Below are 25,502 nucleotides of genomic sequence, written 5' to 3' on the forward strand. Positions count from 1 at the left end.
GGATTAAAATGCATTTTGAAACGGTAATTGGACTAGAAGTCCATGTAGAATTAAAAACAAACTCAAAAATTTTCTCTCCGTCGCCTGCACATTTTGGTGCAGAACCTAATACAAATACTAATGTGATTGATTTAGGTTATCCTGGCGTATTACCTGTTGTTAACCAACAAGTAGTAGATTGGGCAATGAGAGCAGCTTTAGCATTAAACATGACAATTAATCAAGAAACAAAATTTGATAGAAAAAATTATTTTTATCCTGATAATCCAAAAGCTTATCAAATTTCACAATTTGATAAACCTATCGGAGAAAATGGATGGCTAGACATCGAAGTAGATGGGTATACTAAACGTATTGGTATAACACGATTACATATGGAAGAAGATGCTGGAAAATTATCACATAAACAAGGTTATTCTTTAGTTGACTTGAATCGTCAAGGAACACCATTAATTGAAATTGTATCTGAACCAGATATTTCAACACCTGCCGAAGCTTATGCTTATTTAGAAAAAATTCGTTCTATTATTCAATATACAGGTGTATCAGACGTCAAAATGGAAGAAGGTTCAATGCGTTGTGATGCGAATATTTCTATTCGTCCAGTAGGGCAAAAAGAATTTGGTACTAAAACAGAACTGAAAAACTTAAATTCATTTACTTTCGTACGAAAAGGTTTAGAATTTGAAGAAAAGCGTCAAGAACAAGTGATTTTATCAGGTGGTGTAATTGATCAAGAAACACGCCGTTTTGATGAAGCAACAGGTACAACTAAATTAATGCGTGTTAAAGAAGGGTCAGATGATTATCGTTATTTCCCTGAACCAGATTTAGTAGATATTGTTATTGATGATGCATGGTTATCACGTGTACAATCTGAAATTCCTGAATTACCAGATGCACGTCGTGTACGCTATCAAGATGATTTAGGTTTACCAGCATATGATGCACATGTATTAACTTTATCAAAAGAAATGTCTGATTTCTTTGAAGCAGTTGTAGCTGAAGGCGCAGATGCTAAATTAGCATCTAATTACTTAATGGGTGATGTTAATGCCTATTTAAATAAAGAACAAAAAGATTTATCACAAACAGCATTAACACCTGAAGGTTTAGCCGGAATGATTAAGTTAATTACTGATGGTACAATCTCAAGTAAAATTGCTAAAAAAGTATTCGTGGAATTAATTGAAAATGGTGGCGATGCCAAACAAATCGTAAAAGATAAAGGTTTAGTACAAGTATCTGATGAAGGACAATTATTAGCTTGGGTAACAGAAGCATTAGATAATAATCCACAATCAATTGAAGACTTTAAAAACGGTAAAGATCGTGCAATTGGCTTCTTAGTAGGTCAAATCATGAAAGCTTCACGTGGACAAGCCAACCCACAATTAATTAATCAATTATTATTAACTGAAATAAATAAACGTTAAAACAATAGCATATTATTTAAATAAGGCATGATAGTTTATTATCATGCCTTATTATCATTTTGATAATCGACTGACGCCCCTTGTATTTTAACAACAGGTCTACTATAATAAGGGACAGATAACATTTTGAGGTAAAAATATGGTTTACGAAGTAAAATTAGATGTATTTGAAGGTCCATTAGATTTATTGCTCCATTTAATTAATAAAATGGAGATTGATATTTTTGATATTCCTATTAAAATATTGACAGAACAATATATAGACTATTTACATAGTATGCAGCAATTAGAATTAAATATAGCGGCTGAATATTTAGTCATGGCATCTACGTTATTATTAATTAAAAGTAAAATGATTTTGCCGGTACATGAAGAAATGATGATTGATGAAGTGTATGATGATCCACGTGAAACTTTAGTACAACAATTAGTGGAATATCAACAATTTAAACAAGCAGCTTCACAATTGTCCTTTAAAAAACAACAAAGAGAGCAGTTATTTAGTAAAGCACCGACAGAAGTAGAAGTGCAAATTCACTATACAGAACCTTTAAAAATGGAAGTAAATTTATTAGTGCAAGCTTTTGAACGTGTATTAAATAAACAATTATTACATTACCCTTCTGAAAAATTAGTGCATCGTGAGGAAATTTCTATAGATGTGGTGATACAAGAATTACAAGAGAAATTATTAGTCAAATCACGTATTAAATTTAATGAATTAGTTTATCAGCATGGCTCTCGTGCTTATATGATTACATTATTTTTAGCGATGCTTGAATTATTAAAACAAAATCAAATTAATGTAGAAGAACATAACAAAGAAATATATATTAGCAAATAATATGGAGGTATGCATGCAATATTTTGAACAAATAGAAGCGTTATTGTATGTTCATGGAGACGAAGGATTATTATTAGCAGACTTAGCAGAGTTATTAAATTTAAGTCAAGCAGCAACAAGACAACAAATGGATTTATTTATGAGAGCTTATGATAAACGTCAACCCAGTGCATTACAAGTGAAACAGTATGGAGATTTATATAAATTAATGACACAGGCGGCATATCAAGAAATTATTGAAAAAGCAGTTTATCGAAAAAATATTAATCGCTTAAGTCCAGCAGCATTAGAAACTTTGTCGATTATTGCTTATAAACAACCTATTACGCGCTTAGAAGTTGATGAAATTAGAGGTGTAGCATCTGATGGACCAATTAATACTTTATTAACAAAAGGTTTAATTGTATCTAAAAAACGCTCTGATAAAATAGGGCGACCAAGACTTTTCACAACGACAACAGAATTTTTAAATTGTTTTGATTTAACTTCATTAGAAGAATTACCACAACTTACTTATGAAGATAATTTATCACAGCAATTAGACTTATTTTTAAATGATGATAAATCATAGATATTGGAGATATTATAAATGGAAAGATTACAAAAAGTCATAGCAAATGCCGGGATTACTTCACGTCGAAAAGCTGAACAATTAATTTTAGAAGGTCAAGTGCGTGTTAATGGTCAAATTGTTACAGAATTAGGAATTAAAGTTAAGGCTAGTGATGAAATCATTGTAGGCAATATAATGGTAGAAAATCAACAAAAAGTGTATTATATTTTATATAAACCAACAGGTGTTATTTCAAGTGTAGGAGATGATCGTGGACGTAAAAGCGTAACAGATTATTTTACTGATTTCTCAGATAGAGTTTATCCGGTTGGACGATTAGATTATGATACTTCTGGTTTATTGATTATGACAAATGACGGTGAATTCACTAATTTAATTACACATCCTAAATTTAAAATTCCTAAAACATATATCGTTAAAATAAAGGGTATTCCTGAAAAATTAACTTTACGTAAATTAGAAAAAGGAGTTATGATTGACAATAAAAAAACAGCGCCAGCTAAAGCTAAACTAATTTCATTAGATAAAAAGAAGGATACGTCAATTATCTCTTTAACGATTCATGAAGGTAGAAATCGTCAAGTTCGTAAAATGCTTGAAGCTGTAGGACATCTTGTATTGAAATTAAGACGTGAATCAGTTGGTAATTTAACTTTAAAAGGATTAAATGCCGGTGATATTCGTGAATTAACGCCGCATGAAGTGAAAAAATTACGTTCTTTAGCACTTTCTGGTAAATAATTAAGAAATGATGGAGGAAGAATGATGGCAGGAGAAAAGATTTTAATTGTAGATGATGAAGCACGTATTCGTCGTTTATTAACAATGTATTTAGAGAGAGAAGGCTATACAATTGATGAAGCAGAAGAAGGTGAAGAAGCTTTAGAAAAAGCTTTGAAAAACGACTATGACTGTATTTTGTTAGATATTATGTTGCCTAAATTAGAAGGATTAGTTGTTTTAAGTGAAGTACGTAAAATGAAAGCAACACCTATTATTTTATTAACAGCTAAAGGAGAAGAACACAACCGAGTAGAAGGTTTTGAATTGGGTGCAGATGATTATATCGTGAAACCATTTAGCCCGAGAGAAGTTGTTTTGCGTGTTAAAGCGATTTTACGACGTTCATTAAAAACACAAAAATTTACTCCAGAAGCTTACGCTAAGGATATATTAGTCTATGATTTTTTAATTATCGATATTGATGCACATAAAGTGATTTGCGATGGACAAGAATTAGTTTTAACACCTAAAGAATATGAATTATTATTATTTTTAGCTCGTACACCAGAAAAAGTCTATGAACGTGAAGAATTATTAAAAGAAGTTTGGCATTATGAATTTTTTGGAGATTTACGTACCGTAGATACACATATTAAACGTTTAAGAGAAAAGTTAGGTAAAGTATCTGAAGAAGCTTCAGCGTTAATAGCGACTGTATGGGGCGTGGGTTATAAATTCTCTACACCAAATTCTTTATTAATTGATCCCATAGGTAGACAAAAATAATATGAAACACAGTCATTTATATCATAAAATATCTAGTAGTATTGTTATCAAGTTATGGCTAACGATTATGTCGTTAATAGGTATTGTTTTAGCTATCGTTTATTTTATTTTTTTAGGCGTGTTTAATAAATTTAAAATAGAAACGACAGCGACGATTTCATCTTATGTCATTATTAGTTTTATGTTAATGTTAGTTGTGGTCAGTCTAGTCACAACAATTTTTGCATGGTATTTATCTAAACGTATTACAGCGCCTTTATTACAATTACAACAAGCAGTTCAAAGTGTTGGAGAAGGTAATTTTTCAATGCGTTTACCTGTTGTGGGTGAAGATGAAGTAGCACAATTATCAGATGATTTTAATCGTATGCAAGAGTTATTACAGCAACAAGTAAAAACAATCGAGCAATCTAATCAGAAATTTGTTACTATTGTTGGTAATTTACCAATGGGTATTATGTTGATAAGAGAAACAATATCGACTTATGTCAATAAGCGTGCTAATAATTTAATGGCTTTATTAAACGAATCAGATCGACATACTTTATCAGAATATATTAAAAAATCTATGATACTGTCAAAACCAATTGAACCTATTGTATTAAAAAGTAAAGATTATAACTGTGTTATTTTAGCACAACAAATTTCTAAAATAGCAACAGGTGAGAATTTAGCATTAGTGATGCAAGACTTGTCAGAAGAACAAAAAAGTATTATTTTAAGAAATGACTTTTTATCTAATGTATCTCATGAATTGCGTTCGCCAATTGGTATGATTCAAGGGTATAGTGAAGCAATTTTAGATGGCTTTAGCAATGAAGCTGAAACACAAGAATTTGTACACATAATTAATGATGAAGCGCATCGTATGACACGTTTAATTAATGAGTTATTAGATTTAAGTAAAGTGGAAAGTGGTACATTTAGATTACATCGTGAAGAACAAGATATCATTAATTTTATACATAAAGTAACATATAAATTTAAGCAAACAGCTATTAATGAAAATATTGATTTATCAATTCGTTCTTATGTAGGTGAACAATATACGGTCGTCTTTGATAGCGACAGAATTGAACAAGTATTACATAATTTATTAGATAATGCCATGCGTTATACTAACAATAAAGTTACCGTGACGATAAAATTATCGTCGAATAAAGATCATATAGAAGTAGCGGTTGCAGATAATGGTAAAGGCATTCCACAAGAAGATTTACCTTATGTTTTCAATCGATTTTATAAAGTAGATAAAGCAAGAACAAGAGAAAAAAATGGGACTGGATTAGGTTTAGCTATTGCGCAAAGTTTTGTTCAAGCACATAAAGGTTATATAAAAGTCACTAGTGATACATGTGAAGGTACAAGATTTACTTTTGCTTTACCTGTATATTGTGAATAAGCGATAACGTTGACTTTAAAGAATAAAAATTATATAGTATAAGTAATAAAATAATTATCTTCGGGGTAGGGTGAAATTCCCAATCGGCGGTAACAACCCGCGAGTCTTTATAGTTATAAAGATTGATTTGGTGTAATTCCAAAGTCGACAGTTATAGTCTGGATGGAAGAAGATAGAGTTACTTATATTCATTACATAGTAAGTTTTTTTGCTATGCAAATATAAACTCTTTTTCTGTAAGATAATTAAGAAAGAGGGTATTTTTTATGTTAAAAACAAGGAGATTGTTAATTATTTCAATTTTAAGTACAATGGCATTTATTTTAATGGTTTTTGATTTTCCATTACCATTTTTACCACCATTTTTAAAATTAGATTTTAGTGATGTACCAGTGGTAATTATTGCACTTATTTTTGGACCAATGGCAGCACTTGCAACAAGCTTATTAAAAAGTAGCTTGTATTTTATGCTTATCTCGCATGAGCCAGTAGGCGTCGTAGCGAGTTTCTTAGCAAGCATTATTTTAACTTTAGGTTTTTACTATACAATTAAAATGAGTAAGAACAAAGGTCAATATATACTATTATCTATTGCAACGATTAGTAGTTTAGTATTAGTGATGGTATTAATGAATTATTTTGTTTTATTACCGATGTACAGTATGATTACTAATTTAAGCAATTTAACTGATAATATGAAAGTGATTATTTCAGCAGGTATTGTACCCTTTAATTTGATTAAAGGTGTAATTTCAATATTAACTTTTTCACTAGCGTATTATAAAGTTTATCCGATATTATATAAGCATCGAAGAGATTGTTAAAACAATCTTTTCGATGCTTTATTGCTAAATATTAATGCTTCCATCATCTTCAAAAACTGTGTTTTGCACCATAATGGCATCTGTTGGACAAACACTATCTGCTTCTTGTAATTGTAGTAATAAATCGTGATGAGTAATTGCTGTTTGACCAACATTATTGTCTAAAGTTGCATAAGCTAAGCCATCTAAAGTATAGTCAAAAATGTCAGGTGCTACAATATTACAAGCACCACAAGCAATACATAAGTCTCGATCAACCTTAGTAAATTTTATCATTTTGAAACCTCCATTATGATATGAAGTATAGCATATTTAATTGCTTTAACTCAAATAAGCCACCGACAAATGGTGGCTTATTTGAATTAAACAGATAGTGATGTTTTATATTGCCAAATAATGTCATTACTTGTATCACATTGAAAAGGTTCAATTAGTCTTTGTAATTGGAATTTTTTTAATTGATGTTGTAATTCTTGGCGAGAAATATCAAAAATAATCATCATTTCATATTCAGATACTGTATGATATTGTTTGATAAAATCAATAATACTTAATGGGGTATGTAATGGCAAGTTATCTTCATGAAGTAATTCTTGTAAAATCATACGATAAATATCATAATTTTGTAAACCATCTACTTTGATACCTTCGTCTTGTTCATCACTACCGAAAAATACAAAAGTAGGTGTATCGGTAATTGACATTTCTCTAGCGATTAATAAATCTTTACGCATTAAGTCATGAACACGAGGCGAATTTAAATCTGAATGGAATTCTATCATATCTAAATTAGATTTTTTTGCACAATCAAAGATAATTTGTGCTTGTGTTATATCGTAACCTAATAATATATTAGCTTGGCAATGATATAAAAATGATGTTGCTGCTTTTAATCCTTGCATTTGTGCAGCCTTATAAGCAGAAACTAAAAATTGTGTTGCTAATGTCTGTTCGTTGCATTGTGATAGTGGTAAGTGAATGACACGTCTTATAGTTAATGTTTTACCAAAATCGAAAGCTAAACGTTTTAAAATTGGTTCTATTTTCCATCCCGTCATATCGAAGGGGTTAAAAAAAGCATAAAGTTCTAAAAACTTGCCAGAAGAGCAAGTTTTTGGAATAAGCTGTTGTTTTCCAAATAGCATATACTCTCCTTATTTTTTATTTAGTATTTATTAATAAAATGCTGAGCCATCGTAGACAATTTCTCTAAAATTAAATGTTGAATAGTTGGAGAAATATCTGTATGACTAATTGCTAATTTTATATCTTCTAGCCAAGCAATGGCTTCTTGACGTGATAATGGTATTGCTTGATGAACTCGACGTAATTTTGGATCGCCATGTTCATTACTATAATCAATAGGACCACCTAAAAATTGTGTTAAAAATTGCTTTTGACGTCGTTTTGTTTCATCAATATTTTTAAATAAATCATTAATTCGTGTATCTTTTGAAATAATATCATAGAGTTCATTAACAATTTTGTCAATATTTTCACTACCTACGGTTTCATATAATGTAGCCAAAATTTCCAACTCCTTATTGAAATTTATAATTTCAGTTTAATAGGAATAAGGAAATAAGACAACTATTTTGATTGTTTATTTTCAATATGTGTGATTAAGCGTTTGATTTTGTTTGGTGTTGGTTGTGACTTAATTTGAAATTGAGCTAAAATAGCTTTAAAATCTTGTAAACCTTGCTGTGCATCAGTTACTTCAAATTCTAATTCATAATCTTCGATACCTTCATAAAAGCTATGATCAAGTACTAATAGACCAGTAGATAATTGTTTTTCATAACGAATGGTACGCAAACTACCAAAACATTGCAAATCTTGTACGTTAATATTCATATTGGTTAATAACTCGTGCATTGCTTCAGGTAGCAATTGAGCATCGGTTAAAATAAGCTGTGCCTGCTCTGCTTGTAGTAAAATCGTTTGTTCTAATTTACCAACGGCTACTGGAGATTTTAAAGTTAATTCATAATGATCTAAATAATGACGAATACGTAAAGCACTATGATGTTGTTTTAATAAAAAATCAGGTGTATCAAAATAATAATTAGTTTGATCAATGGCTGTTTCATCATTAAGTTGATAAATATTATAGATAGCTTGATATTGAGCAGTAGTTAATAAATTTTTATATTCTATTTCAATATTTTGTTTCATGTTTGACCTCTTTTTTTTCGATAACAATGACTTGTGGTGGGCAATTACGTTGATTAATAAAATGATAATGTAATACATTATAAAATTGTTGATCTAGTTGTTGTGTGAAATTTAAGATTGCTTGTGCTTCAGCACCATTATCGTGACCGCTATAAAGTACTAAAATGATAATGCCTTTAGGTAAGAGTAAATTTAACATTTGTTGGATTGCTAACTGAGTAGTTGAGAATGTAGTCGTAATATGATGGTCACCTTTAGGTAAATAACCTAGATTAAAAATAGCTGATGAAATTGGTGAATGAACATAGCGTTCTGTATGACTGTGACAATCCAAAATTAATTTTGTATTATTAAATCGGGCTTGTTGTTTTAATCTTTGTTCGGTAGCGATTAAAGCAGCTTCTTGTATGTCGAAACTATAAACATAGCCTTCTTTACCAACAAGTTCGGATAACAATAAAGTGTCATTACCATTACCCATGGTTGCATCAATGACAGTATCACCATTTTTAATAAATTGTCTTAATAAAGCATGACTAAATTGTAGTGCATTGTGTAACATCGTTATCACCTTTCTAAATTAGTTGACATAGATAGTTATAAAATTGTACCATATAATGAATTGAAGGTGCAAAGAATGTTATCAATAATCGAAACGGAGGCAATTTTTTGTGATTGTAGTAATTGAAAAAAATATAAGTGATCGTGAATTAAATCAATTAGTTCATCAAATCGAAGACACAGGTTGCCAAGTTCAAGTTAATATGGGACAAGAGAGTATTATTTTAGGCATTATTGGTCGTACAGATATAATACCTAAAGCAATTGAATCATTAAAATATGTGAAGTATACTATGCCAATTGAAGCACCTTACAAACAGGCAAGTCGGATCATACATCCACATGATACAATTATTAAAATAGATAATACACGAGTAGGCAGTGATCATTTTGCGATGATTGCTGGTCCATGTTCAGTAGAAAATGAGCAACAATTATTAACTATTGCACAAAGTGTTAAAGAAGCAGGTGCCACAATGTTACGAGGTGGTGCTTATAAACCAAGAACATCGCCCTATAGTTTTCAAGGTTTAGGTGTAGAAGGTTTAAAATTATTACAACAAGCTAAACAATTAACAGGTTTACCTGTTGTATCAGAACTGATGGGTGTAGCACATTTAGATGATTTTATGGATACAGTAGATGTAATTCAAGTAGGTGCTAGAAATATGCAAAATTTTGATTTATTAAAAGCATTGGGGCAAGTCGATAAACCTATTTTGTTAAAACGTGGATTAAGTGCTAGTTATGAAGAATGGCTAATGTCTGCCGAATATATTATGGCTGGTGGGAATCAACAAGTTATTTTATGTGAACGTGGTATTCGTAGTTATGATACGACAACAAGAAATGTTTATGATATTCAAGCTGTACCAGTTATTCAAAAATTGTCGCATTTACCTATTATTTTAGATCCAAGTCATGCAGGTGGCTTTACTTATTTAGTGCCGCCAATGGCTAAAGCAGGTGTTATGGCAGGTGCCAATGGTTTAACAGTAGAAGTGCATCATGATCCAGAAAACGCCTTATCTGATGGGCAACAATCATTAACACCAGCGCAATTTCATGATATGATGTTAGTAATTAAAACATTATTAAAAATTGAAAATAAACAATTAGGTTAGTAACGATAAAGTTAACTAACCTCTCTTTAATTTAGAAAGGAAAACTATGAAAAAATTAAATGTCAATGTCAGTCATCATCAATATGATATTTTAATTGGACAAGGTTTATTTTATCAGGTAACAGATTATTTAGTACCTCATTGTTCAGGGCAAAAAATAGTCGTGATGACAGATAACAATGTAGATAGTTATTATGGTGAACCATTAGTTAAACTATTATCATCACATTATCAAGTTTTAAAAATTGTCTTACCTGCTGGTGAAACGACTAAAAATTTTCAACAATTATTGTCAATTTATCAACAATTAACGACTTTTCAATTAACAAGGAGTGATGCTATTTTAGCAATGGGTGGAGGTGTTGTAGGTGATATTGCTGGCTTTGTTGCGGCAACTTATTTGCGTGGCATCCAATTTATTCAAATGCCTACGTCACTATTAGCACAGGTTGATAGTAGTGTGGGTGGTAAAGTTGGTATTGATTTACCACAAGGTAAAAATTTAGTCGGTGCTTTTTATCAACCATCGATCGTATTAATCGATCCACTAATGTTAACGACTTTACCTGATTATTATTTTAATGATGGCATGGCAGAAGTCATTAAATATGGATGTATTTTAGATCAACAATTATTTGAACAATTAGAGCAATTAAATAGTCGATCATTAATAATGACGCAAATAGATAATATTATTTGGCGTTGTTGTGATTTGAAGCGTCAAGTTGTTGAACAAGATGAAAAAGATAAAGGTGAACGTTTAAAATTAAATTATGGTCATACATTTGGTCATGCTTTAGAAGCGGCAACACATTATCAACATTATTCACATGGTCAGGCCATTGCTGTTGGTATGCAAATTATCAATGATTTAACACCACAATTATCACAATCAACGATTCAACGTGTACAAAAATTATTATTAGATTTTTATTTACCAGTCAACTATACAGATGATGACTTATCATTAATCAAACCTTATATTGTTAATGATAAAAAAATATTAGGTCATCAATTACATTTAATTAAATTGAAACAAATAGGACAAAGTTATATTGAAAAAGTGGAAATTTCAGAAGTAATGACACAATTGGAGAAATAGTATGTTTAGATTAGCAGAACAAAAAGATTTAGCAAAAATTGTAGAAATATATAATCAAAATATCGAAAGTAAAAAAATAACAGCTGATTTGGTATCCGTGACAGTAGCAGACAAACAAGCATGGTTTGATTTTCATGTGAAACATTGTGACAAATATCCGCTGTGGGTATTAGAACGAGAAGAAAATATTGTTGCATGGTGTAGTTATTCGATGTTTTATGGGCGTAAAGCATATGAAGCGACAACGGAGATTAGTTTTTATATTGATCTTGCTTACCAAGGGCAAGGCTTAGGACATTATATTATTCAGTTTTTAATTTCACAAATGTCTCATTATCAAATGACAACTCTGTTAGCCTTTGTTTTTGAAGCTAATGAAAAAAGTTTAGCATTGTTAAAAAAATATCAATTTAAACCATTTGGTAGATTACCAAATATTGCGAATATGCAAACAGGTTACCAATCATTAGTAATTTTAGGTTATCAATAAAGACAAGCCACGTGAGGCTTGTCTTATTTTTTCATTTTTCTAATGATTAAAGCGTAAACAACAAAACTATTAATTAGCATAATAAAAATTGGAATAGCTAAAATACCAGCTTGTGTTAATTTATCTAAACCATCTAATACAGATGAAAAAGCTAAAATAAGCACGCAAGCAAAGCAGAGTAAGCTACTGATTAAAACTAATCTAAATCCAAGTGATGACATCATAAACTAACTCCTTTGTGTTATAATCAATCATATCATAACACAATTGAAGAAATATTGCTTTTAATTTAATAAGTTAAAAAAATATCTAAATAATCAGAATATTACTTTGTAAATTGAAGTGAAATGTGTATAATAGAGATAACTTTATACAGAATCGAGGAATTTAGATGAAACAAAAAGAACAACAATTTAGAGCATTGTTAAAAGAAATTAGTCTTTTAAATGAAGTCGCAAATTTATTAGGATGGGATGCATTAACAGGTATGCCAAAAGGTGCAAGTCAAGAACGTGCAGAAGTTGAAGGTTATATTGCAGGTAAATCGCATGAATTATCAACAGGCAAACAAATGGAAGACTTTTTAACATATTTTAAAGCACATCCAGAAGAATTAACAGCTGATGGTAAATTAATTTTAGATAAAGTGCAAGAAGCATATGACTTAGATAGTAAAATTCCAAAAGATAAATTTGAAGCTTATGTTAAATTATTATCTTTATCAAATACAGCTTGGGAGCAAGCACGCGAGGCAAAAGATTATAGTATATTTAAACCATCATTAGAAAAAATTATTGAAACTTTAAAGACATTCATTCCATTATGGCGAAAAAATGAAGCAACAGCTTATGACGTGTTGTTAAATCAATATGAACCTGGCATGACAGTGGAAATTTTAGATAAGGTATTTACTGAACTAAGAGAAGGTATTACAGCTTTACGTCAAGAAATTGCTAGTAAGGGCACACCTTCTTCAGTAGAAATTTTATCAATTAAAGTACCTAAAGCACAACAACATCGTTTTGTTACTGAAATTGCTAAAAAATTAGATTTTGATTTTAATCGTGGTCGTTTAGATGATACAGTCCATCCATTTATGACTGACATTAATCATAATGATGCGCGTATTACGACACGTTGGTATGAAAATGATTTTAAAACAGCTGTTTTTGGCGTAATTCACGAAACGGGACATGCCATTTATGAGCAAAATGTTGATTCGAAATATGCTTATACGCCATTAATTAATGGGACATCAATGGGTATTCACGAATCACAATCATTATTTTATGAATTAATTTTAGGTGGCGACAAATTATTCTGGCAAAATAATTATGCTTTGTTCCAAGAAATTACTGAAGGTGCTTTTGATCATGTCTCATTAGATGATTTTTATCGTGCATTAAATCAAACACAATCATCATTAATTCGTGTAGATGCGGATAGTTTAACGTATCCACTGCATATTATTATTCGTTATGAAATCGAAAAAATGATTTTTAACGAAGAGATAGATTTAAATGAGTTACCACGTATTTGGAATGATAAATATCAAGAATATTTAGGTATTACACCAGAAAATGATTTAGAAGGTATTTTACAAGATGTGCATTGGAGTGGTGGTAGTTTCGGTTATTTCCCTTCATATGCATTAGGTTACATGTATGCCGCCCAATTACGTACAGCGATGTTAAAAGACATAGATTTAGAGGCAGCATTAGCACAAGATAATTATCGTCAAATAAGAGAGTGGCTAACAGCACATATTCATCAATACGGTGCTTCTAAAAAGCCAAATGATTTAATTGTAGCAGCAACAGGAGAATCATTAAATCCACAATATTTATTAGAATTACAAAAAGAAAGATATTTTGAAATATATAATATCCAACACTAAGAGGCTAAATATAGCCTCTTTATTTTGATTTAATATTGATTGCGATTACAAAAAAATGTTACTATAAAATCAAATATAAAGAAGGAGTGATTATCATGAGACAGGTAAGAACAGTATATAACAAGTGCTTAATGTTAAGCGTATCTCAATCAGTATTAAATTTAAGAGGTGGCAAATATTAACATTATTTAATACGGTGTCATGAAACTAGAGTTAAGTATTGCCTTGAGATAGCTGACTTAAGCACATTATTGTAATGTCTTAAGCACAGTATAAAAGGAGTACAGCATGATACGAATTAACAAATTAACAAAGAAATATGTTTTAAAAACGGGTTTTATTAAAAGAACAACAAAAATTGTAGAAGCACTGATCAATATTAATTTAACAATTAATCAGCATGAAACAGTTGGTTTAATCGGTTTAAATGGTGCGGGAAAATCAACATTATTAAAAGTTATATTAGGTATTTTGAAGCCGGATAGCGGTGAAGTGACTTTATTAGGCAAGGATGCAGTGACGTATAGACAACAAAATATGATGCAAGTCGGTGTTGTTTTTGGTCAAAGAAGTCAGTTGAAATGGGATGTTTCACCATTAGATAGTTATTTATTAAATAAAGCTTTATATAAAATAGATGATCATGATTTTAATACAAGGCTAAATAAATATGCAGAGATTTTAGACATTAAAACATTTTGGCAAAGACCAGTTAGAACATTGAGCTTAGGTCAAAAAATGCGTGCAGAATTATTAATGAGTATTTTACATCATCCTAAAGTATTAATTTTAGATGAACCGACGATTGGGATAGATGTGTTGAGTAAACGTAAAATCATCTATTTAATTAATGAATTAAAAAAAGAGATGACGATTATTTTTACGTCACATAATTTACAAGAAGTGTATCAATTGTGTGATAGATTTGTGATTTTAAATCAAGGAAAAATTATTTTAGATGAAGATAAAGCGTATATTACTGAAAAAATAGGTTATGTTAATATTCATTTAACATTATCTCATACACAAATTAATTTGAATGGTTTAACTGATTATCAGGTGCAACAAGTAAATGATGTTGAATATATTATTCATAAAGTGCCTAAAAAAGAATTGGCACAGCTGACAAGCCTGTTGTTTTCTCATAATCATATCGATGTTTTTGAACTACAAGAGAGTGATTTAGAAACATTGCTAACAACTTTAAGTGAGGAGGTTGTTAACAATGAATCAAATCATTAGAATGATAATTATAGGAAGTAAACGTATTTCTATTTATCGTGAATACTTAATGTTTTCAGTTATTAAAAATATATTTTATATTTATATTCAATATATGCTATGGTCAAGTATTTTAAGTTATCAACATCAATTACAAAAATTACCCATTTTAATGCTTTATTTTATTATTAATCAATTTATGTCGATATTTTATACAGATATTTCTATGACGATGAGTGAAGAAATTATAGATGGTGATATTATTAATCGATTATGTAAACCTATATCATTAGAAAAGCAATATTTATTTGAGAGTATTGGTTCAAGTGTAACGAGAGTATGTACGATCAGTATTATCAATTTAATATTTATTGTTTATTTTTCAAAACATTGTGATGTAGCGACATTATTTTTATTTGTAATCTTACTAATAGTAGGTTATTTATTAAATTTTGTTTTAGAATTATTTTTTGGTAGTTTAGCTTTCTTTACGCAAAGTATTTGGGGGATAGATTCATTAAAGAATGCATTAAATACAATGTTATCAGGTGCTATATTTCCAATATTTTTATATCCAGTTTGGTTGAAAAATATAATTGATTATTTACCGTTTTCTTATAGTTTTGGGAAAATATCAGAATTTTATATTTTACATACCTCTTTTTATCAAATTATTATCGTACAAATGATTTATATCGTTGTCATTTATTTATTATATAAATTGATGATAGCTATTGGTTTTAAGCGATTAACGATTAATGGAGGGTGAGAAAATGAGATATATTCAATTATTTTTTAAATTTTTAACTTTAAATCTTAAAGGTTTAAAGTCGTATGGTAATGATTTTTATATTGGTGTAGCAACGATGATGTTGAAAAATGTAGCGAGTTTAGTTACATTGTTTTTCTTATACAATTTAGTGCCGCAAATAGATGGTTGGTCAATGTATGAGTTGTTATATATGTACTCATTATCAACTATGGGTTTTGCAATGTGGCGTTGTCTGTTTATGAATACATTAAATATTTCTTATTATGTGCGTAAAGGTATACTTGATAGTATGTTAATACGACCATTAAATCCATTATTTCAAATTTTTATGGAAGGTTTTGATGATGATGCATGGGGCGATTTAATTATCGGTATCATTATTAATATTATTTGTATTATCACATTAGATTTATCTTGGCTTAATTTAGCTTGCGCTTTATTGATTTCACTTTTTGCGAGTTTGATTTTTGCTAGTATATCTATTTTAGGCTCAATCATATCATTACGCACAGTAGGTGTGAGTGATTTTTCAGATTTACCTTATTTATTATATGAATTAATTAAATACCCAATTACATTATACGGTACATGGATGACAGCAATCTTAACATTTGTCGTGCCGATTGCATGGGTAAGTTTTATTCCAAGTAAAATATTAATTGCAGGTAATCAATGGAAAATCATAAAAATGTTAGGGCAAACGAGTATTAGCGCTTTAGTTTTCTTTGGCCTAAGTTGTGTACTATGGCAACATTATTTAAAACGTTATACGAGTACCGGCACATAATAAAAGATCTCGTCAGCCTAGGCTGATGAGATTTTTTATGCAATCAATATTATCGCTTATAGTCAATAAATAACATATAATAAACTCATACGATAATATCAATAAATAACATAGGAGAAAGCATGAAAATAATCATTACGAGTACACTAACTATTATCACATTTTTATTTTGTTTAAGTTGTAGTATTTTATTAACTTTAATTAATATACCCGTTTACATATTATCAATTTATTTGTTTAATATTACAGTACTATCTAATTCTGAATTGATTGTAACGTATTTAGAATTATTAAAATTTTTATTATTACCAACGCAAACATTTCATTTAAGTTATTTTGATATTTCAAAATCTGCCGTACAACATTTTTATGATGTTAAAGTATGGCTGACAATTAATAATGTAATAATGATAGTCACAGGTAGCATTTGTTATTTGATTCGGCAATATATTCAACGACAAAATGTAATCGTCATTAAAAATACTTTAAAAGTCATTGTGATGTTACTGTTATTACTTGGTGTTATGATTGTCGTTAATTTTAATCGTGTGTTTATTATTTTTCACGAAATATTGTTTCAAGGTAGCTACTGGCAATTTGATGTAGTAGCCGATAGAATTATTTTGGCATTACCCGAACAATTTTTTATGCTATGTTTTTTACAAGTGATTATTTATTGTATAGGTTTGATGTATAGTTATTATTATCGAATATGGAGGACAAAATGAAATTAATTATTACAGATAAAGCATTACAACATTTTAAAGGAAATTGGGATTTACAAGCAGGCGCAGAAGTAGGTTTTATGGGGCGTTATGGGGGATGTAGTCCAGTTCAACAAGGCTTCTCATTAGGTATTACTTTACAAGCACCGTTATCACCTATTGTGATTGAAGAAATAGATGGCATTAAATTTTATATTAATGAAAAAGATGAATGGTATTTTGACGGGCATGATCTAGAAGTAGATTTTGATTTAGATAAACAAGAATTAGTTTATCATTATTTATAATAAATATGTCATAAATTTGTTGGATTTAGTATTTTTTTCTTGATTTCTAGTTTAAAATTAATATAAACTAGTACGGTAGTAAATCGTAAACATTTTATGTATACAACTAAACAATTTTTTAGGAGGTTACAACATGGTATCTGTCTTAGAGATTAAAGACTTACATGTATCAATTGATGATAAAGAAATTTTAAAAGGTGTGAATTTAACAATTAAAACAAATGAAATTCATGCAATTATGGGGCCTAATGGAACAGGGAAATCAACACTTTCTTCTGCAATTATGGGACACCCTAAATATGAAGTAACACAAGGTGAAGTATTATTAGATGGTGAAAATGTATTAGAAATGGAAGTAGACGAGCGTGCAAAAGCTGGTTTATTTTTAGCAATGCAATATCCATCTGAAATCGCTGGTGTGACAAATGCTGATTTTTTACGTTCAGCAATTAATGCACAACGTGAAGAAGGCGATGAAATTGGTTTAATGCCTTTTATTAAGAAATTAGATAAAAACATGGAATTCCTTGAAATGGATTTAAATATGGCACAGCGTTATTTAAATGAAGGATTTTCAGGTGGTGAAAAGAAACGTAATGAGATTTTACAATTAATGATGTTAGAACCAAAATTTTCTATTTTAGATGAAATCGATTCTGGTTTAGATATTGACGCATTAAAAGTAGTATCTAAAGGTATTAATAAAATGCGTGGAGAAAACTTCGGTTGCTTAATTATTACGCATTATCAACGTTTATTAAACTATATTACACCAGACTACGTTCATGTGATGATGAATGGTAAAGTTGTTAAATCTGGTGGCGCAGAATTAGCCCAACGTTTAGAAGCGGAAGGTTATGATTGGATTAAAGACGAAATCACTGAATAATAACGAAGAGGAGAATGTATGACAATGGAATTATCAAAAACATTTGATAAAGTAATAGCAAGTCATCTAGGTAATGCACCTCAATGGGTACTCGATCGTCGACAAGAAGGTTTTCGTCAATATGAAAGTTTGCCATTACCTGATGCTTATAAAACAAAAATAGCACATTGGAATTTTACAGATATACCTAAATATCATGTAGCAGCAGAGAAAGTAACTGAACGTACTCAATTGCCACAACAAGTATTAGATATTATCGATAATAATGAAGATGCAACACTATTAGTTCAAATCAATAATGATGCAGTGTATGTTCAATTAAGTCAAGAAGCACAACAAAAAGGTGTGATTTTTACTGATATTTTTACAGCAATGCGCGAACATAGTGAATTAGTTGAAAAATATTTCATGACTAAAGCAGTGGCTTTAACTGAAAATAAATTAACGGCTTTACATGCAGCCTTATTAAATGGTGGGATTTTCTTATATGTACCAAGAAATGTAGAGTTATCAGAAGTAGTACAATATATTACTTATGTAACAGATGCTCAAACATCATTATTTAATCATGTATTAATCTTAGCTGAAGAAAATTCAAAAGTGACTTATGTTGAAAACTATTTATCATCTTTAGATAAAGGTGAAGGTTTAATCAATATTATTTCAGAAGTTTTCCCAAAAGATAATGCTAAAATTACGTATGGTGCAGTTAATTTCTTACCAGTTGGTTTTGATGGTTATATTAATCATCGCGGAATTACAGCACATGGTGCGTATATTGAATGGGCATTAGGTTTAATGGATGAAGGTAATATGATTCATGAGAACTTAACGAATTTAATTGGTGATGGTTCAGAATCAGATCTTAAAATCGTTACAGTAGGTCGTGGTAATCAACATATTAACTTTACATCAAAAATTGTACAGTACGGTTTGAAAACACGTGGACATATTTTAAAACATGGTGTAATGACTGAAGAAGCACAATCAATTTTCCATGGTGTAGGTTATATTAAAAATGGTGCGTGCGGTTCAGATGCACAACAAGAATCACGTGTCTTAATGTTATCAGACAAAGCACGTGGAGATGCGAACCCAATTTTAATTATCGATGAAAATGACGTAACAGCAGGACATGCTGCATCAGCAGGTCGTGTAGATCCATTACAATTATTTTATTTAATGAGTCGTGGTTTAAGTCGTCGTGAAGCAGAACGTTTAGTTATTCACGGTTTCTTAGCACCAGTTGTTACAGCATTACCAATTGAATCGGTACAACAACAATTAACACAAATTATTGATTTAAAAGTAAAAGCATAAGATGGTGATGTGTATGGAGGACATAATATGTTAAATAGCAATGATATCAGACAAGATTTTCCTATTTTAACTCAACAAGTCAATAATTATCCACTGGTCTATTTAGATTCAGCAGCAACGAGTCAAAAGCCACAGCAGGTCATTGATTGTTTAATAAAGTTTTATAGTGAATATAATGCTAATATTCATCGTGGTGTACATACGCTTGGTAATTTATCGACTGAAGCTTATGAAGCAGCAAGAGATAAAGTTCAAGCATTTATCCATGCACAACATCGTGAAGAAATTATTTTTACACGCAGTACAACAACTGCCTTAAATATGGTAGCTAGAATGCTTGAAGCTGAAATACAAGCAGATGATGAAATCGTGATTAGTTTAATGGAGCATCATGCGAATACGGTGCCATGGCAAGAAGTAGCAAAACGCACAGGTGCAAAATTAAAGTATATTGATTTAGATGAAAATGGTCAATTAACAGCAGAAGCAATAGCAACACAATTGACAGAGCGTACAAAAGTAGTTGCTATTGCACATGTTTCTAATGTACTAGGCACGATTAATGATGTTCAACAAATAGCAGCACAAGCACATGCAGTAGGTGCTTATATCGTTGTTGATGCGGCACAGTCTGTACCACATCAAGTAGTTAATGTGACACAATTAGATTGCGATTTTCTAGCTTTTAGTGGTCATAAAATGTTAGCACCTACAGGTATCGGTGTGTTATACGGTAAAAAACAATTATTAGAACGATTATCACCTGTTGAATTTGGTGGCGATATGATTGAAATTGTTGAACTAGATCAATCAACTTGGGCAGAATTACCGACTAAGTTTGAAGCAGGTACACCGAATATTGCGCAAGCCATTGCTCTAGGTGCTGCTATTGATTATTTAAATGATATAGGTATGGCAAATGTTGAAGCGTATATTGATGAATTAACAGCTTATGCTTACCAACAGCTGTCAACAATTGACGATTTAGAAATTTATGGACCACCATTAGATCAACCAAGAGGTGGGTTAATTACTTTTAATGTGAAAGGTATTCATCCACATGATTTATCGACTGTATTAGATACAAAAGGTATTGCTATTCGAGCAGGTCATCATTGTGCTCAACCATTAATGCGTTGGTTACAACAAGGTTCGACTGCACGTGCAAGTTTTTATATTTATAATACAAAAGAAGAAATTGATGCTTTAGTCACTCAAATTAAATATGCAAAGGAATTTTTTGAAGATGTCCCATTCTAATTTAGAACAATTATATCGCCAGGTGATCATGGATCATTATAAAACACCACGTAATCGTGGTATATCAACGACGAATAATGTTATTGTAGAATTAAATAATCCATCATGTGGTGATAAATTAAATATTGCCTTAGTCATTGAGAATGATATTATTAAAGATGCAAAATTTGATGGCGAAGGCTGTTCAATTTCAATGTCATCTGCTTCAATGATGACACAAGAAATCAAAGGTAAAAAAATCGATGAAGCACTTGCAATGAGTCAACTTTTTTCAGACATGATGTTAAGTCATGAACATGATTATGAAGTATTAGGTGATGCACAAGCTTTGGAAGGTGTAGCTAAATTTCCAGCACGTATTAAATGTGCCACATTAGCTTGGAAAGCCTTAGAAAAAGGCGTTAAGCAAAATGGACAAGCAACTATGCAAGTTAATCATTGTGATAATAAATAAAGAAACAGCAAAAGGGGGAAAATTACTGTGGCTAATGAAGTAGCAAAACAAGTAGGTGAAACCTATGAATATGGTTTTCACGATAAAGATGTTTCTATCTTTAAAACAGAACGCGGTCTAACACCTAAAATTGTAGAAACAATTTCAAAAATGAAAAATGAACCACAATGGATGTTAGATTTTCGTTTGCAATCACTAGAACAATTTTATAAAATGCCAATGCCAGTTTGGGGCGGGGATTTATCAGAATTAGATTTTGATGAAATTGTTTACTATGTTAAACCATCAGAAAATACAGAACGTTCATGGGATGAAGTACCTGAAGAAATTAAAGCAACATTTGAACGCTTAGGTATTCCAGAAGCAGAACAAAAATTCTTAGCTGGTGTATCAGCACAATATGAATCAGAAGTTGTATATCATAATATGCAAGCTGATATCGAAGAAATGGGTATTATTTTTAAAGATACAGATTCAGCATTAAGAGAAAATGAAGCATTATTTAAAGAATACTGGGCACAAGCTGTACCAGCTAATGATAATAAATTTGCTGCATTAAACTCAGCAGTATGGTCAGGTGGATCATTTATTTACTGTCCACCAAATGTAAAATTAGAAACACCATTACAAGCTTATTTCCGTATTAACTCAGAAAGAATGGGTCAATTTGAACGTACATTAATTATTTGTGATGAAGGTTCATCAATTCATTATGTAGAAGGATGTACAGCACCAACTTATAGTGCAAGTTCATTACACTCAGCGGTCGTAGAAATCTTTGTTAAAAAAGATGCTTATTGTCGTTACACAACTGTACAAAACTGGTCAAACAATGTATATAACTTAGTAACAAAACGTACAATGGTTGATGCAGGTGGTACAATGGAGTGGATCGATGGAAATATTGGTTCTAAATTAACAATGAAATATCCAGCATGTATTTTACGTGGTGAAGGTGCACGTGGTATGACTTTATCAATCGCTTTAGCAAGTCGTGGTCAAGTACAAGATGCTGGTTCTAAAATGATTCACTTAGCACCAAATACTTCATCAACAATTGTATCGAAATCAATTTCGAAACATGGTGGTAAAGTTAACTATCGTGGCTTAGTACATTTTGGTAAAGAAGCATTTGGCGCACGTTCTAATATTGAATGTGATACATTAATTATGGATAATTTATCAACATCTGATACAATTCCATACAACGAAGTATTAAATTCACATGTATCATTAGAACATGAAGCAAAAGTTTCAAAAGTATCAGAAGAACAATTATTTTATTTAATGAGCCGTGGTTTATCAGAAGAAGAAGCAACAGGTATGATTGTTATGGGATTCATTGAACCATTTACAAAAGAATTACCAATGGAATATGCTGTAGAAATGAACCGCTTAATTTCGTTCGAAATGGAAGGCGCAGTAGGTTAAGCAGTTACCTGATTTAAAGTGTTGATGACTAAAAGTCATGAACACTTTAAATTTAACTTAATGTTTGTAAGCATAAAAAATACTAGGTGGAATTCACCTAGTTGGCTATTGATTACATAATTTAAATAGTATAGAATAAAGTGAAGCTCTAAATCTTTGGGTATAATTTAGTTAATAAATGAATAATGTGGTTCCCTAAAGCTACAATATGGTCATGTAATGTTTAAATGTTTAAGTATAAAGGTCTATTGACGAGACAGACCAAAACGAGATAATTTAACCCTTAATTTAAGTTTATTTGGTAATGTTTGAATAGTCGTATTACTATATCCCCTAATATTATAATAATACGCTTATTTAATAATTTTATATTTAATGATTTTATAAAAGATAATCAAAAGAAAATTAATAATGTTACACACGATTGTAGCCTTTAAGGTCACCACATCATTATAATACCCTTTTTTGGAATAAAAATCAATAGGGGTTTTAATAAAAATGGACTATAAAACATATAAAGTGAAAATAAACATTAAAGAACTCACAGAAAATTATGATATATCAATGAGAGAATTAGCAAGAAAAGCAGCCATTGACCCATCTAAATTAAATAAATTAGCTAATGGTCAACGTGAAAGTATCTATATAGAACATATTGAAAAAATTGCTAATGCACTTGAAGTTGATGATATTTCTAAAATCATTTCTTTAAAAGAAAATAATGATTCATGCGAGACAGAATAGGAATGGACTATTCTATCTCGCAATTTTTATTTTTTAAAGCTATAATAGAGTAAAAGATATAGAAAGGTTATGCGTATGAAAGTAGGGACAAGAGGACGTTATGGTTTAACTTTAATGTTACATTTATCTAAAAAATATTCAGAAGCACGCTATATTTCATTAAAAAGTATAGCACAAGACAATCATTTATCTGATCAATATTTAGAGCAATTAGTTGGTCCATTAAGAAATGCTGGCTTAGTCGTCAGCGTTAGAGGCGCTCATGGTGGTTATAAATTGGCTAAACCAGCTAACGAAATTACAGTTGGTCAAGTTATTCGACTATTAGAAGGACCTATAGCAGTTGTGACACAACTAGAAAATGAACCTATCGAACAACAAATTTTATGGCAACGTATGACACAAGTAATTAAAGAAGTATTAGACAGTACAACTTTACAAGATTTAATTGATGAACAACATACAGTATTAAATGATTATATGTTTTATATTTAATTCAATGGAGGAATTATGATTTATTTTGATTACGCTGCAACAGCACCGGCACATCCACAAGCATTAAAATTATTTTTAGAATTAACAACAGAAGCCTATGGCAATCCATCTAGTATACATCGTATTGGACAACAAGCTTCAAAATATTTATCACAAGCACATCAAAAAGTGGCACAAAGTTTGGACGTATCAACTAATGAAATTATTTTTACTGGTAGTGCTACGGAAGCAAATAATACAGTTATTTATCAAGCATATCAGTTTCCTAAAGGTAGTCATATTATTACCTCGGCAATAGAACATCCTTCGATTTTACATCTTTGTCAATGTTTAGAACAAGAGGGTTATCAAGTCACTTACTTACCTGTTGACCAGAATGGTGTTGTTTCTTTAATTGATTTACAACAAGCCATCACTTCAACAACTGTATTAGTATCAATTATGGCAGTTAATAATGAAGTTGGCACAGTACAGCCAATTAAAGCTATTGGACAATGGTTAAATGAACATCATCCACACATTTTATTTCATGTTGATGCAGTTCAAGCATTAGGAAAAATTCCAATTGATATTCGTGATTGGCAAGTTAACTTTATGACTTTTTCAGGACATAAATTCGGTGGCTTAAGAGGCGTAGGTATTTTATATGTTCAACAAGGTACAGCTTTTACCCCTTTACTTGTCGGTGGAGAACAACAAAATAAACAACGTGCAGGGACAGAAAATACAGCAGCTATTTATGCTACAGCCTATGCCTTACAACAAGCTGTAACAGAGCAAGCAACACATTTTGAACATTGTCAATTGTTAAAAGACTATTTACTAACACAATTAACACAAGCTAATATCACTTTTGAAATTAATGGGTCACAAGCTTTCCATACACCAAATATTGTCAATTTATATTTACCAAATTTGACAGTCGATGTAGCCTTAATTCAATTTGATTTAGCAGGTATTGCTTTATCAAGTGGTTCTGCATGCACAGCAGGTAATGTTGAACCTTCACATGTTATTACAGAGATGTATGATACGAATCGAGCAGCACATAGTTTTAGAATTAGTTTTAGTTTACAAGTGACAACTGAAGATATTGATCACTTAATTAGTACAATTAAACGTTTAATTGATTAAAGATAAACCGCCTCAATTTCTGTTTTGTGAAATTGAGGCATT

At 30.5% G+C, this 25,502-nt stretch carries 30 protein-coding genes and 1 riboswitch; of the genes, 24 read left to right on the forward strand and 6 right to left on the reverse strand.

Annotation, left to right across the window (positions count from 1 at the left end; translation table 11 throughout):
• Positions 1-8: 8 nt before the first annotated feature.
• The 7 genes from gatB to AC5EAH_RS00615 all read left to right on the forward strand — a co-directional run bounded on the left by gatB (position 9) and on the right by AC5EAH_RS00615 (position 6,589).
• Positions 9-1,436 (forward strand): Asp-tRNA(Asn)/Glu-tRNA(Gln) amidotransferase subunit GatB, encoded by a 1,428-nt coding sequence (gene gatB / locus AC5EAH_RS00585; protein ID WP_493492797.1) that lies wholly within the window; start codon positions 9-11, stop codon positions 1,434-1,436.
• 139 nt (positions 1,437-1,575) lie between these two features.
• Complete coding sequence (locus tag AC5EAH_RS00590) at positions 1,576-2,280, forward strand: segregation and condensation protein A (protein ID WP_493492798.1); 705 nt, start codon at positions 1,576-1,578, stop codon at positions 2,278-2,280.
• 13 nt (positions 2,281-2,293) lie between these two features.
• Positions 2,294-2,851, forward strand: a complete 558-nt coding sequence (gene scpB / locus AC5EAH_RS00595; protein WP_493492799.1) for an SMC-Scp complex subunit ScpB — start codon at positions 2,294-2,296, stop codon at positions 2,849-2,851.
• A gap of 18 nt (positions 2,852-2,869) precedes the next feature.
• Positions 2,870-3,595, forward strand: coding sequence for a pseudouridine synthase (locus AC5EAH_RS00600; RefSeq protein WP_493492800.1), 726 nt, complete (start codon positions 2,870-2,872; stop codon positions 3,593-3,595).
• 24 nt (positions 3,596-3,619) lie between these two features.
• Entirely contained in the window at positions 3,620-4,363 is a 744-nt protein-coding gene (locus AC5EAH_RS00605; protein WP_493492801.1) for a response regulator transcription factor, read from the forward strand.
• Between the two features lies 1 nt (position 4,364).
• Positions 4,365-5,765 carry a sensor histidine kinase gene (locus tag AC5EAH_RS00610; RefSeq protein WP_493492802.1) on the forward strand — a complete coding sequence of 467 codons (1,401 nt, stop codon included), beginning with the start codon at positions 4,365-4,367 and terminating at the stop codon, positions 5,763-5,765.
• Between the two features lie 52 nt (positions 5,766-5,817).
• Positions 5,818-5,943, forward strand: a riboswitch (FMN riboswitch).
• 88 nt (positions 5,944-6,031) lie between these two features.
• A complete protein-coding gene (locus AC5EAH_RS00615) occupies positions 6,032-6,589 on the forward strand; it encodes an ECF transporter S component (RefSeq protein WP_493492803.1) in 558 nt (185 codons plus the stop codon).
• A 24-nt stretch (positions 6,590-6,613) separates the two neighbouring features.
• On the opposite strand, the gene AC5EAH_RS00620 is transcribed toward AC5EAH_RS00615, so the two are convergent.
• The 5 genes from AC5EAH_RS00620 to mnmM form a co-directional block, all read right to left on the reverse strand.
• Complete coding sequence (locus AC5EAH_RS00620; RefSeq protein WP_493492804.1) at positions 6,614-6,865, reverse strand: ferredoxin; 252 nt, start codon at positions 6,863-6,865, stop codon at positions 6,614-6,616.
• 86 nt (positions 6,866-6,951) lie between these two features.
• Complete coding sequence (locus AC5EAH_RS00625) at positions 6,952-7,734, reverse strand: DsbA family protein (RefSeq protein WP_493492805.1); 783 nt, start codon at positions 7,732-7,734, stop codon at positions 6,952-6,954.
• Positions 7,735-7,754: 20 nt separating this feature from the next.
• Positions 7,755-8,117, reverse strand: a complete 363-nt coding sequence (locus AC5EAH_RS00630) for a globin domain-containing protein (RefSeq protein WP_493492806.1) — start codon at positions 8,115-8,117, stop codon at positions 7,755-7,757.
• Positions 8,118-8,179: 62 nt separating this feature from the next.
• On the reverse strand, positions 8,180-8,767 hold the full coding sequence (locus AC5EAH_RS00635) for a CYTH domain-containing protein (protein WP_493492807.1): 588 nt from the start codon (positions 8,765-8,767) through the stop codon (positions 8,180-8,182).
• Entirely contained in the window at positions 8,751-9,329 is a 579-nt protein-coding gene (mnmM, locus tag AC5EAH_RS00640; RefSeq protein ID WP_493492808.1) for a tRNA 5-(aminomethyl)-2-thiouridylate-methyltransferase MnmM, read from the reverse strand. The genes AC5EAH_RS00635 and mnmM overlap by 17 nt, the downstream gene beginning before the upstream one ends.
• 109 nt (positions 9,330-9,438) lie before the next feature.
• On the opposite strand from mnmM, the gene aroF reads away from it, so the two are divergent.
• Genes aroF through AC5EAH_RS00655 form a run of 3 tightly spaced genes read left to right on the forward strand, consistent with a single transcriptional unit; the run spans position 9,439 to position 12,044 of the window.
• Positions 9,439-10,452 carry a 3-deoxy-7-phosphoheptulonate synthase gene (aroF, locus tag AC5EAH_RS00645; RefSeq protein WP_493492809.1) on the forward strand — a complete coding sequence of 338 codons (1,014 nt, stop codon included), beginning with the start codon at positions 9,439-9,441 and terminating at the stop codon, positions 10,450-10,452.
• 46 nt (positions 10,453-10,498) lie between these two features.
• Positions 10,499-11,554 carry a 3-dehydroquinate synthase gene (gene aroB, locus AC5EAH_RS00650; protein WP_493492810.1) on the forward strand — a complete coding sequence of 352 codons (1,056 nt, stop codon included), beginning with the start codon at positions 10,499-10,501 and terminating at the stop codon, positions 11,552-11,554.
• Position 11,555: 1 nt separating this feature from the next.
• Entirely contained in the window at positions 11,556-12,044 is a 489-nt protein-coding gene (locus tag AC5EAH_RS00655) for a GNAT family N-acetyltransferase (RefSeq protein ID WP_493492811.1), read from the forward strand.
• A 23-nt stretch (positions 12,045-12,067) separates the two neighbouring features.
• Here AC5EAH_RS00655 and AC5EAH_RS00660 read toward each other — a convergent pair whose 3' ends face one another.
• On the reverse strand, positions 12,068-12,268 hold the full coding sequence (locus AC5EAH_RS00660; RefSeq protein WP_493492812.1) for a hypothetical protein: 201 nt from the start codon (positions 12,266-12,268) through the stop codon (positions 12,068-12,070).
• Between the two features lie 167 nt (positions 12,269-12,435).
• Between AC5EAH_RS00660 and AC5EAH_RS00665 the strand changes: the two genes are divergently transcribed.
• The 14 genes from AC5EAH_RS00665 (at position 12,436) to AC5EAH_RS00730 (ending at position 25,460) form a co-directional block, all read left to right on the forward strand.
• Entirely contained in the window at positions 12,436-13,941 is a 1,506-nt protein-coding gene (locus AC5EAH_RS00665; RefSeq protein WP_493492813.1) for a carboxypeptidase M32, read from the forward strand.
• A 288-nt stretch (positions 13,942-14,229) separates the two neighbouring features.
• Positions 14,230-15,183 (forward strand): ATP-binding cassette domain-containing protein, encoded by a 954-nt coding sequence (locus AC5EAH_RS00670; protein ID WP_493492814.1) that lies wholly within the window; start codon positions 14,230-14,232, stop codon positions 15,181-15,183.
• On the forward strand, positions 15,167-15,931 hold the full coding sequence (locus AC5EAH_RS00675; protein WP_493492815.1) for an ABC transporter permease: 765 nt from the start codon (positions 15,167-15,169) through the stop codon (positions 15,929-15,931). The genes AC5EAH_RS00670 and AC5EAH_RS00675 overlap by 17 nt, the downstream gene beginning before the upstream one ends.
• A gap of 4 nt (positions 15,932-15,935) precedes the next feature.
• The gene (locus AC5EAH_RS00680; protein WP_493492816.1) at positions 15,936-16,721 is read left to right on the forward strand and encodes an ABC transporter permease; all 786 of its coding nucleotides are present in this window, start codon (positions 15,936-15,938) and stop codon (positions 16,719-16,721) included.
• A gap of 122 nt (positions 16,722-16,843) precedes the next feature.
• On the forward strand, positions 16,844-17,449 hold the full coding sequence (locus AC5EAH_RS00685) for a TIGR01906 family membrane protein (protein WP_493492817.1): 606 nt from the start codon (positions 16,844-16,846) through the stop codon (positions 17,447-17,449).
• Complete coding sequence (locus AC5EAH_RS00690) at positions 17,446-17,733, forward strand: HesB/YadR/YfhF family protein (protein WP_493492818.1); 288 nt, start codon at positions 17,446-17,448, stop codon at positions 17,731-17,733. Before AC5EAH_RS00685 ends, AC5EAH_RS00690 begins: the two co-directional genes overlap by 4 nt.
• Positions 17,734-17,866: 133 nt before the next feature.
• Positions 17,867-18,622, forward strand: a complete 756-nt coding sequence (sufC, locus tag AC5EAH_RS00695; protein ID WP_493492819.1) for a Fe-S cluster assembly ATPase SufC — start codon at positions 17,867-17,869, stop codon at positions 18,620-18,622.
• A gap of 18 nt (positions 18,623-18,640) precedes the next feature.
• Complete coding sequence (sufD, locus tag AC5EAH_RS00700) at positions 18,641-19,942, forward strand: Fe-S cluster assembly protein SufD (protein WP_493492820.1); 1,302 nt, start codon at positions 18,641-18,643, stop codon at positions 19,940-19,942.
• Positions 19,943-19,969: 27 nt separating this feature from the next.
• Entirely contained in the window at positions 19,970-21,202 is a 1,233-nt protein-coding gene (locus AC5EAH_RS00705; RefSeq protein WP_493492821.1) for an aminotransferase class V-fold PLP-dependent enzyme, read from the forward strand.
• Positions 21,189-21,656, forward strand: coding sequence for a Fe-S cluster assembly sulfur transfer protein SufU (sufU, locus tag AC5EAH_RS00710; protein WP_493492822.1), 468 nt, complete (start codon positions 21,189-21,191; stop codon positions 21,654-21,656). Before AC5EAH_RS00705 ends, sufU begins: the two co-directional genes overlap by 14 nt.
• Before the next feature lie 27 nt (positions 21,657-21,683).
• The gene (sufB, locus tag AC5EAH_RS00715) at positions 21,684-23,087 is read left to right on the forward strand and encodes a Fe-S cluster assembly protein SufB (RefSeq protein ID WP_493492823.1); all 1,404 of its coding nucleotides are present in this window, start codon (positions 21,684-21,686) and stop codon (positions 23,085-23,087) included.
• A 498-nt stretch (positions 23,088-23,585) separates the two neighbouring features.
• Entirely contained in the window at positions 23,586-23,831 is a 246-nt protein-coding gene (locus AC5EAH_RS00720) for a helix-turn-helix domain-containing protein (RefSeq protein WP_493492824.1), read from the forward strand.
• Between the two features lie 75 nt (positions 23,832-23,906).
• Positions 23,907-24,326: an RrF2 family transcriptional regulator gene (locus AC5EAH_RS00725; RefSeq protein ID WP_493492825.1), complete on the forward strand. Its 420-nt coding sequence runs from the start codon at positions 23,907-23,909 to the stop codon at positions 24,324-24,326.
• Positions 24,327-24,341: 15 nt separating this feature from the next.
• Positions 24,342-25,460, forward strand: a complete 1,119-nt coding sequence (locus tag AC5EAH_RS00730; protein ID WP_493492826.1) for a cysteine desulfurase family protein — start codon at positions 24,342-24,344, stop codon at positions 25,458-25,460.
• Positions 25,461-25,502: the final 42 nt, after the last annotated feature.

This window comes from Staphylococcus sp. B1(2026), assembly GCF_058895785.1.

Excerpts from the sequence above, each read along its gene's own strand:
- gatB (WP_493492797.1), top strand. The coding sequence starts at position 9 with ATGCATTTTGAAACGGTAATTGGACTAGAAGTCCATGTAGAATTAAAA.
- AC5EAH_RS00590 (WP_493492798.1), top strand. The coding sequence starts at position 1,576 with ATGGTTTACGAAGTAAAATTAGATGTATTTGAAGGTCCATTAGATTTA.
- scpB (WP_493492799.1), top strand. The coding sequence starts at position 2,294 with ATGCAATATTTTGAACAAATAGAAGCGTTATTGTATGTTCATGGAGAC.
- AC5EAH_RS00600 (WP_493492800.1), top strand. The coding sequence starts at position 2,870 with ATGGAAAGATTACAAAAAGTCATAGCAAATGCCGGGATTACTTCACGT.
- AC5EAH_RS00605 (WP_493492801.1), top strand. The coding sequence starts at position 3,620 with ATGGCAGGAGAAAAGATTTTAATTGTAGATGATGAAGCACGTATTCGT.
- AC5EAH_RS00610 (WP_493492802.1), top strand. The coding sequence starts at position 4,365 with ATGAAACACAGTCATTTATATCATAAAATATCTAGTAGTATTGTTATC.
- AC5EAH_RS00615 (WP_493492803.1), top strand. The coding sequence starts at position 6,032 with ATGTTAAAAACAAGGAGATTGTTAATTATTTCAATTTTAAGTACAATG.
- AC5EAH_RS00620 (WP_493492804.1), bottom strand. The coding sequence starts at position 6,865 with ATGATAAAATTTACTAAGGTTGATCGAGACTTATGTATTGCTTGTGGT.
- AC5EAH_RS00625 (WP_493492805.1), bottom strand. The coding sequence starts at position 7,734 with ATGCTATTTGGAAAACAACAGCTTATTCCAAAAACTTGCTCTTCTGGC.
- AC5EAH_RS00635 (WP_493492807.1), bottom strand. The coding sequence starts at position 8,767 with ATGAAACAAAATATTGAAATAGAATATAAAAATTTATTAACTACTGCT.
- mnmM (WP_493492808.1), bottom strand. The coding sequence starts at position 9,329 with ATGTTACACAATGCACTACAATTTAGTCATGCTTTATTAAGACAATTT.
- aroB (WP_493492810.1), top strand. The coding sequence starts at position 10,499 with ATGAAAAAATTAAATGTCAATGTCAGTCATCATCAATATGATATTTTA.
- AC5EAH_RS00655 (WP_493492811.1), top strand. The coding sequence starts at position 11,556 with ATGTTTAGATTAGCAGAACAAAAAGATTTAGCAAAAATTGTAGAAATA.
- AC5EAH_RS00660 (WP_493492812.1), bottom strand. The coding sequence starts at position 12,268 with ATGATGTCATCACTTGGATTTAGATTAGTTTTAATCAGTAGCTTACTC.
- AC5EAH_RS00665 (WP_493492813.1), top strand. The coding sequence starts at position 12,436 with ATGAAACAAAAAGAACAACAATTTAGAGCATTGTTAAAAGAAATTAGT.
- AC5EAH_RS00670 (WP_493492814.1), top strand. The coding sequence starts at position 14,230 with ATGATACGAATTAACAAATTAACAAAGAAATATGTTTTAAAAACGGGT.
- AC5EAH_RS00675 (WP_493492815.1), top strand. The coding sequence starts at position 15,167 with ATGAATCAAATCATTAGAATGATAATTATAGGAAGTAAACGTATTTCT.
- AC5EAH_RS00680 (WP_493492816.1), top strand. The coding sequence starts at position 15,936 with ATGAGATATATTCAATTATTTTTTAAATTTTTAACTTTAAATCTTAAA.
- AC5EAH_RS00685 (WP_493492817.1), top strand. The coding sequence starts at position 16,844 with ATGAAAATAATCATTACGAGTACACTAACTATTATCACATTTTTATTT.
- AC5EAH_RS00690 (WP_493492818.1), top strand. The coding sequence starts at position 17,446 with ATGAAATTAATTATTACAGATAAAGCATTACAACATTTTAAAGGAAAT.
- sufC (WP_493492819.1), top strand. The coding sequence starts at position 17,867 with ATGGTATCTGTCTTAGAGATTAAAGACTTACATGTATCAATTGATGAT.
- sufD (WP_493492820.1), top strand. The coding sequence starts at position 18,641 with ATGACAATGGAATTATCAAAAACATTTGATAAAGTAATAGCAAGTCAT.
- AC5EAH_RS00705 (WP_493492821.1), top strand. The coding sequence starts at position 19,970 with ATGTTAAATAGCAATGATATCAGACAAGATTTTCCTATTTTAACTCAA.
- sufU (WP_493492822.1), top strand. The coding sequence starts at position 21,189 with ATGTCCCATTCTAATTTAGAACAATTATATCGCCAGGTGATCATGGAT.
- AC5EAH_RS00720 (WP_493492824.1), top strand. The coding sequence starts at position 23,586 with ATGGACTATAAAACATATAAAGTGAAAATAAACATTAAAGAACTCACA.
- AC5EAH_RS00725 (WP_493492825.1), top strand. The coding sequence starts at position 23,907 with ATGAAAGTAGGGACAAGAGGACGTTATGGTTTAACTTTAATGTTACAT.
- AC5EAH_RS00730 (WP_493492826.1), top strand. The coding sequence starts at position 24,342 with ATGATTTATTTTGATTACGCTGCAACAGCACCGGCACATCCACAAGCA.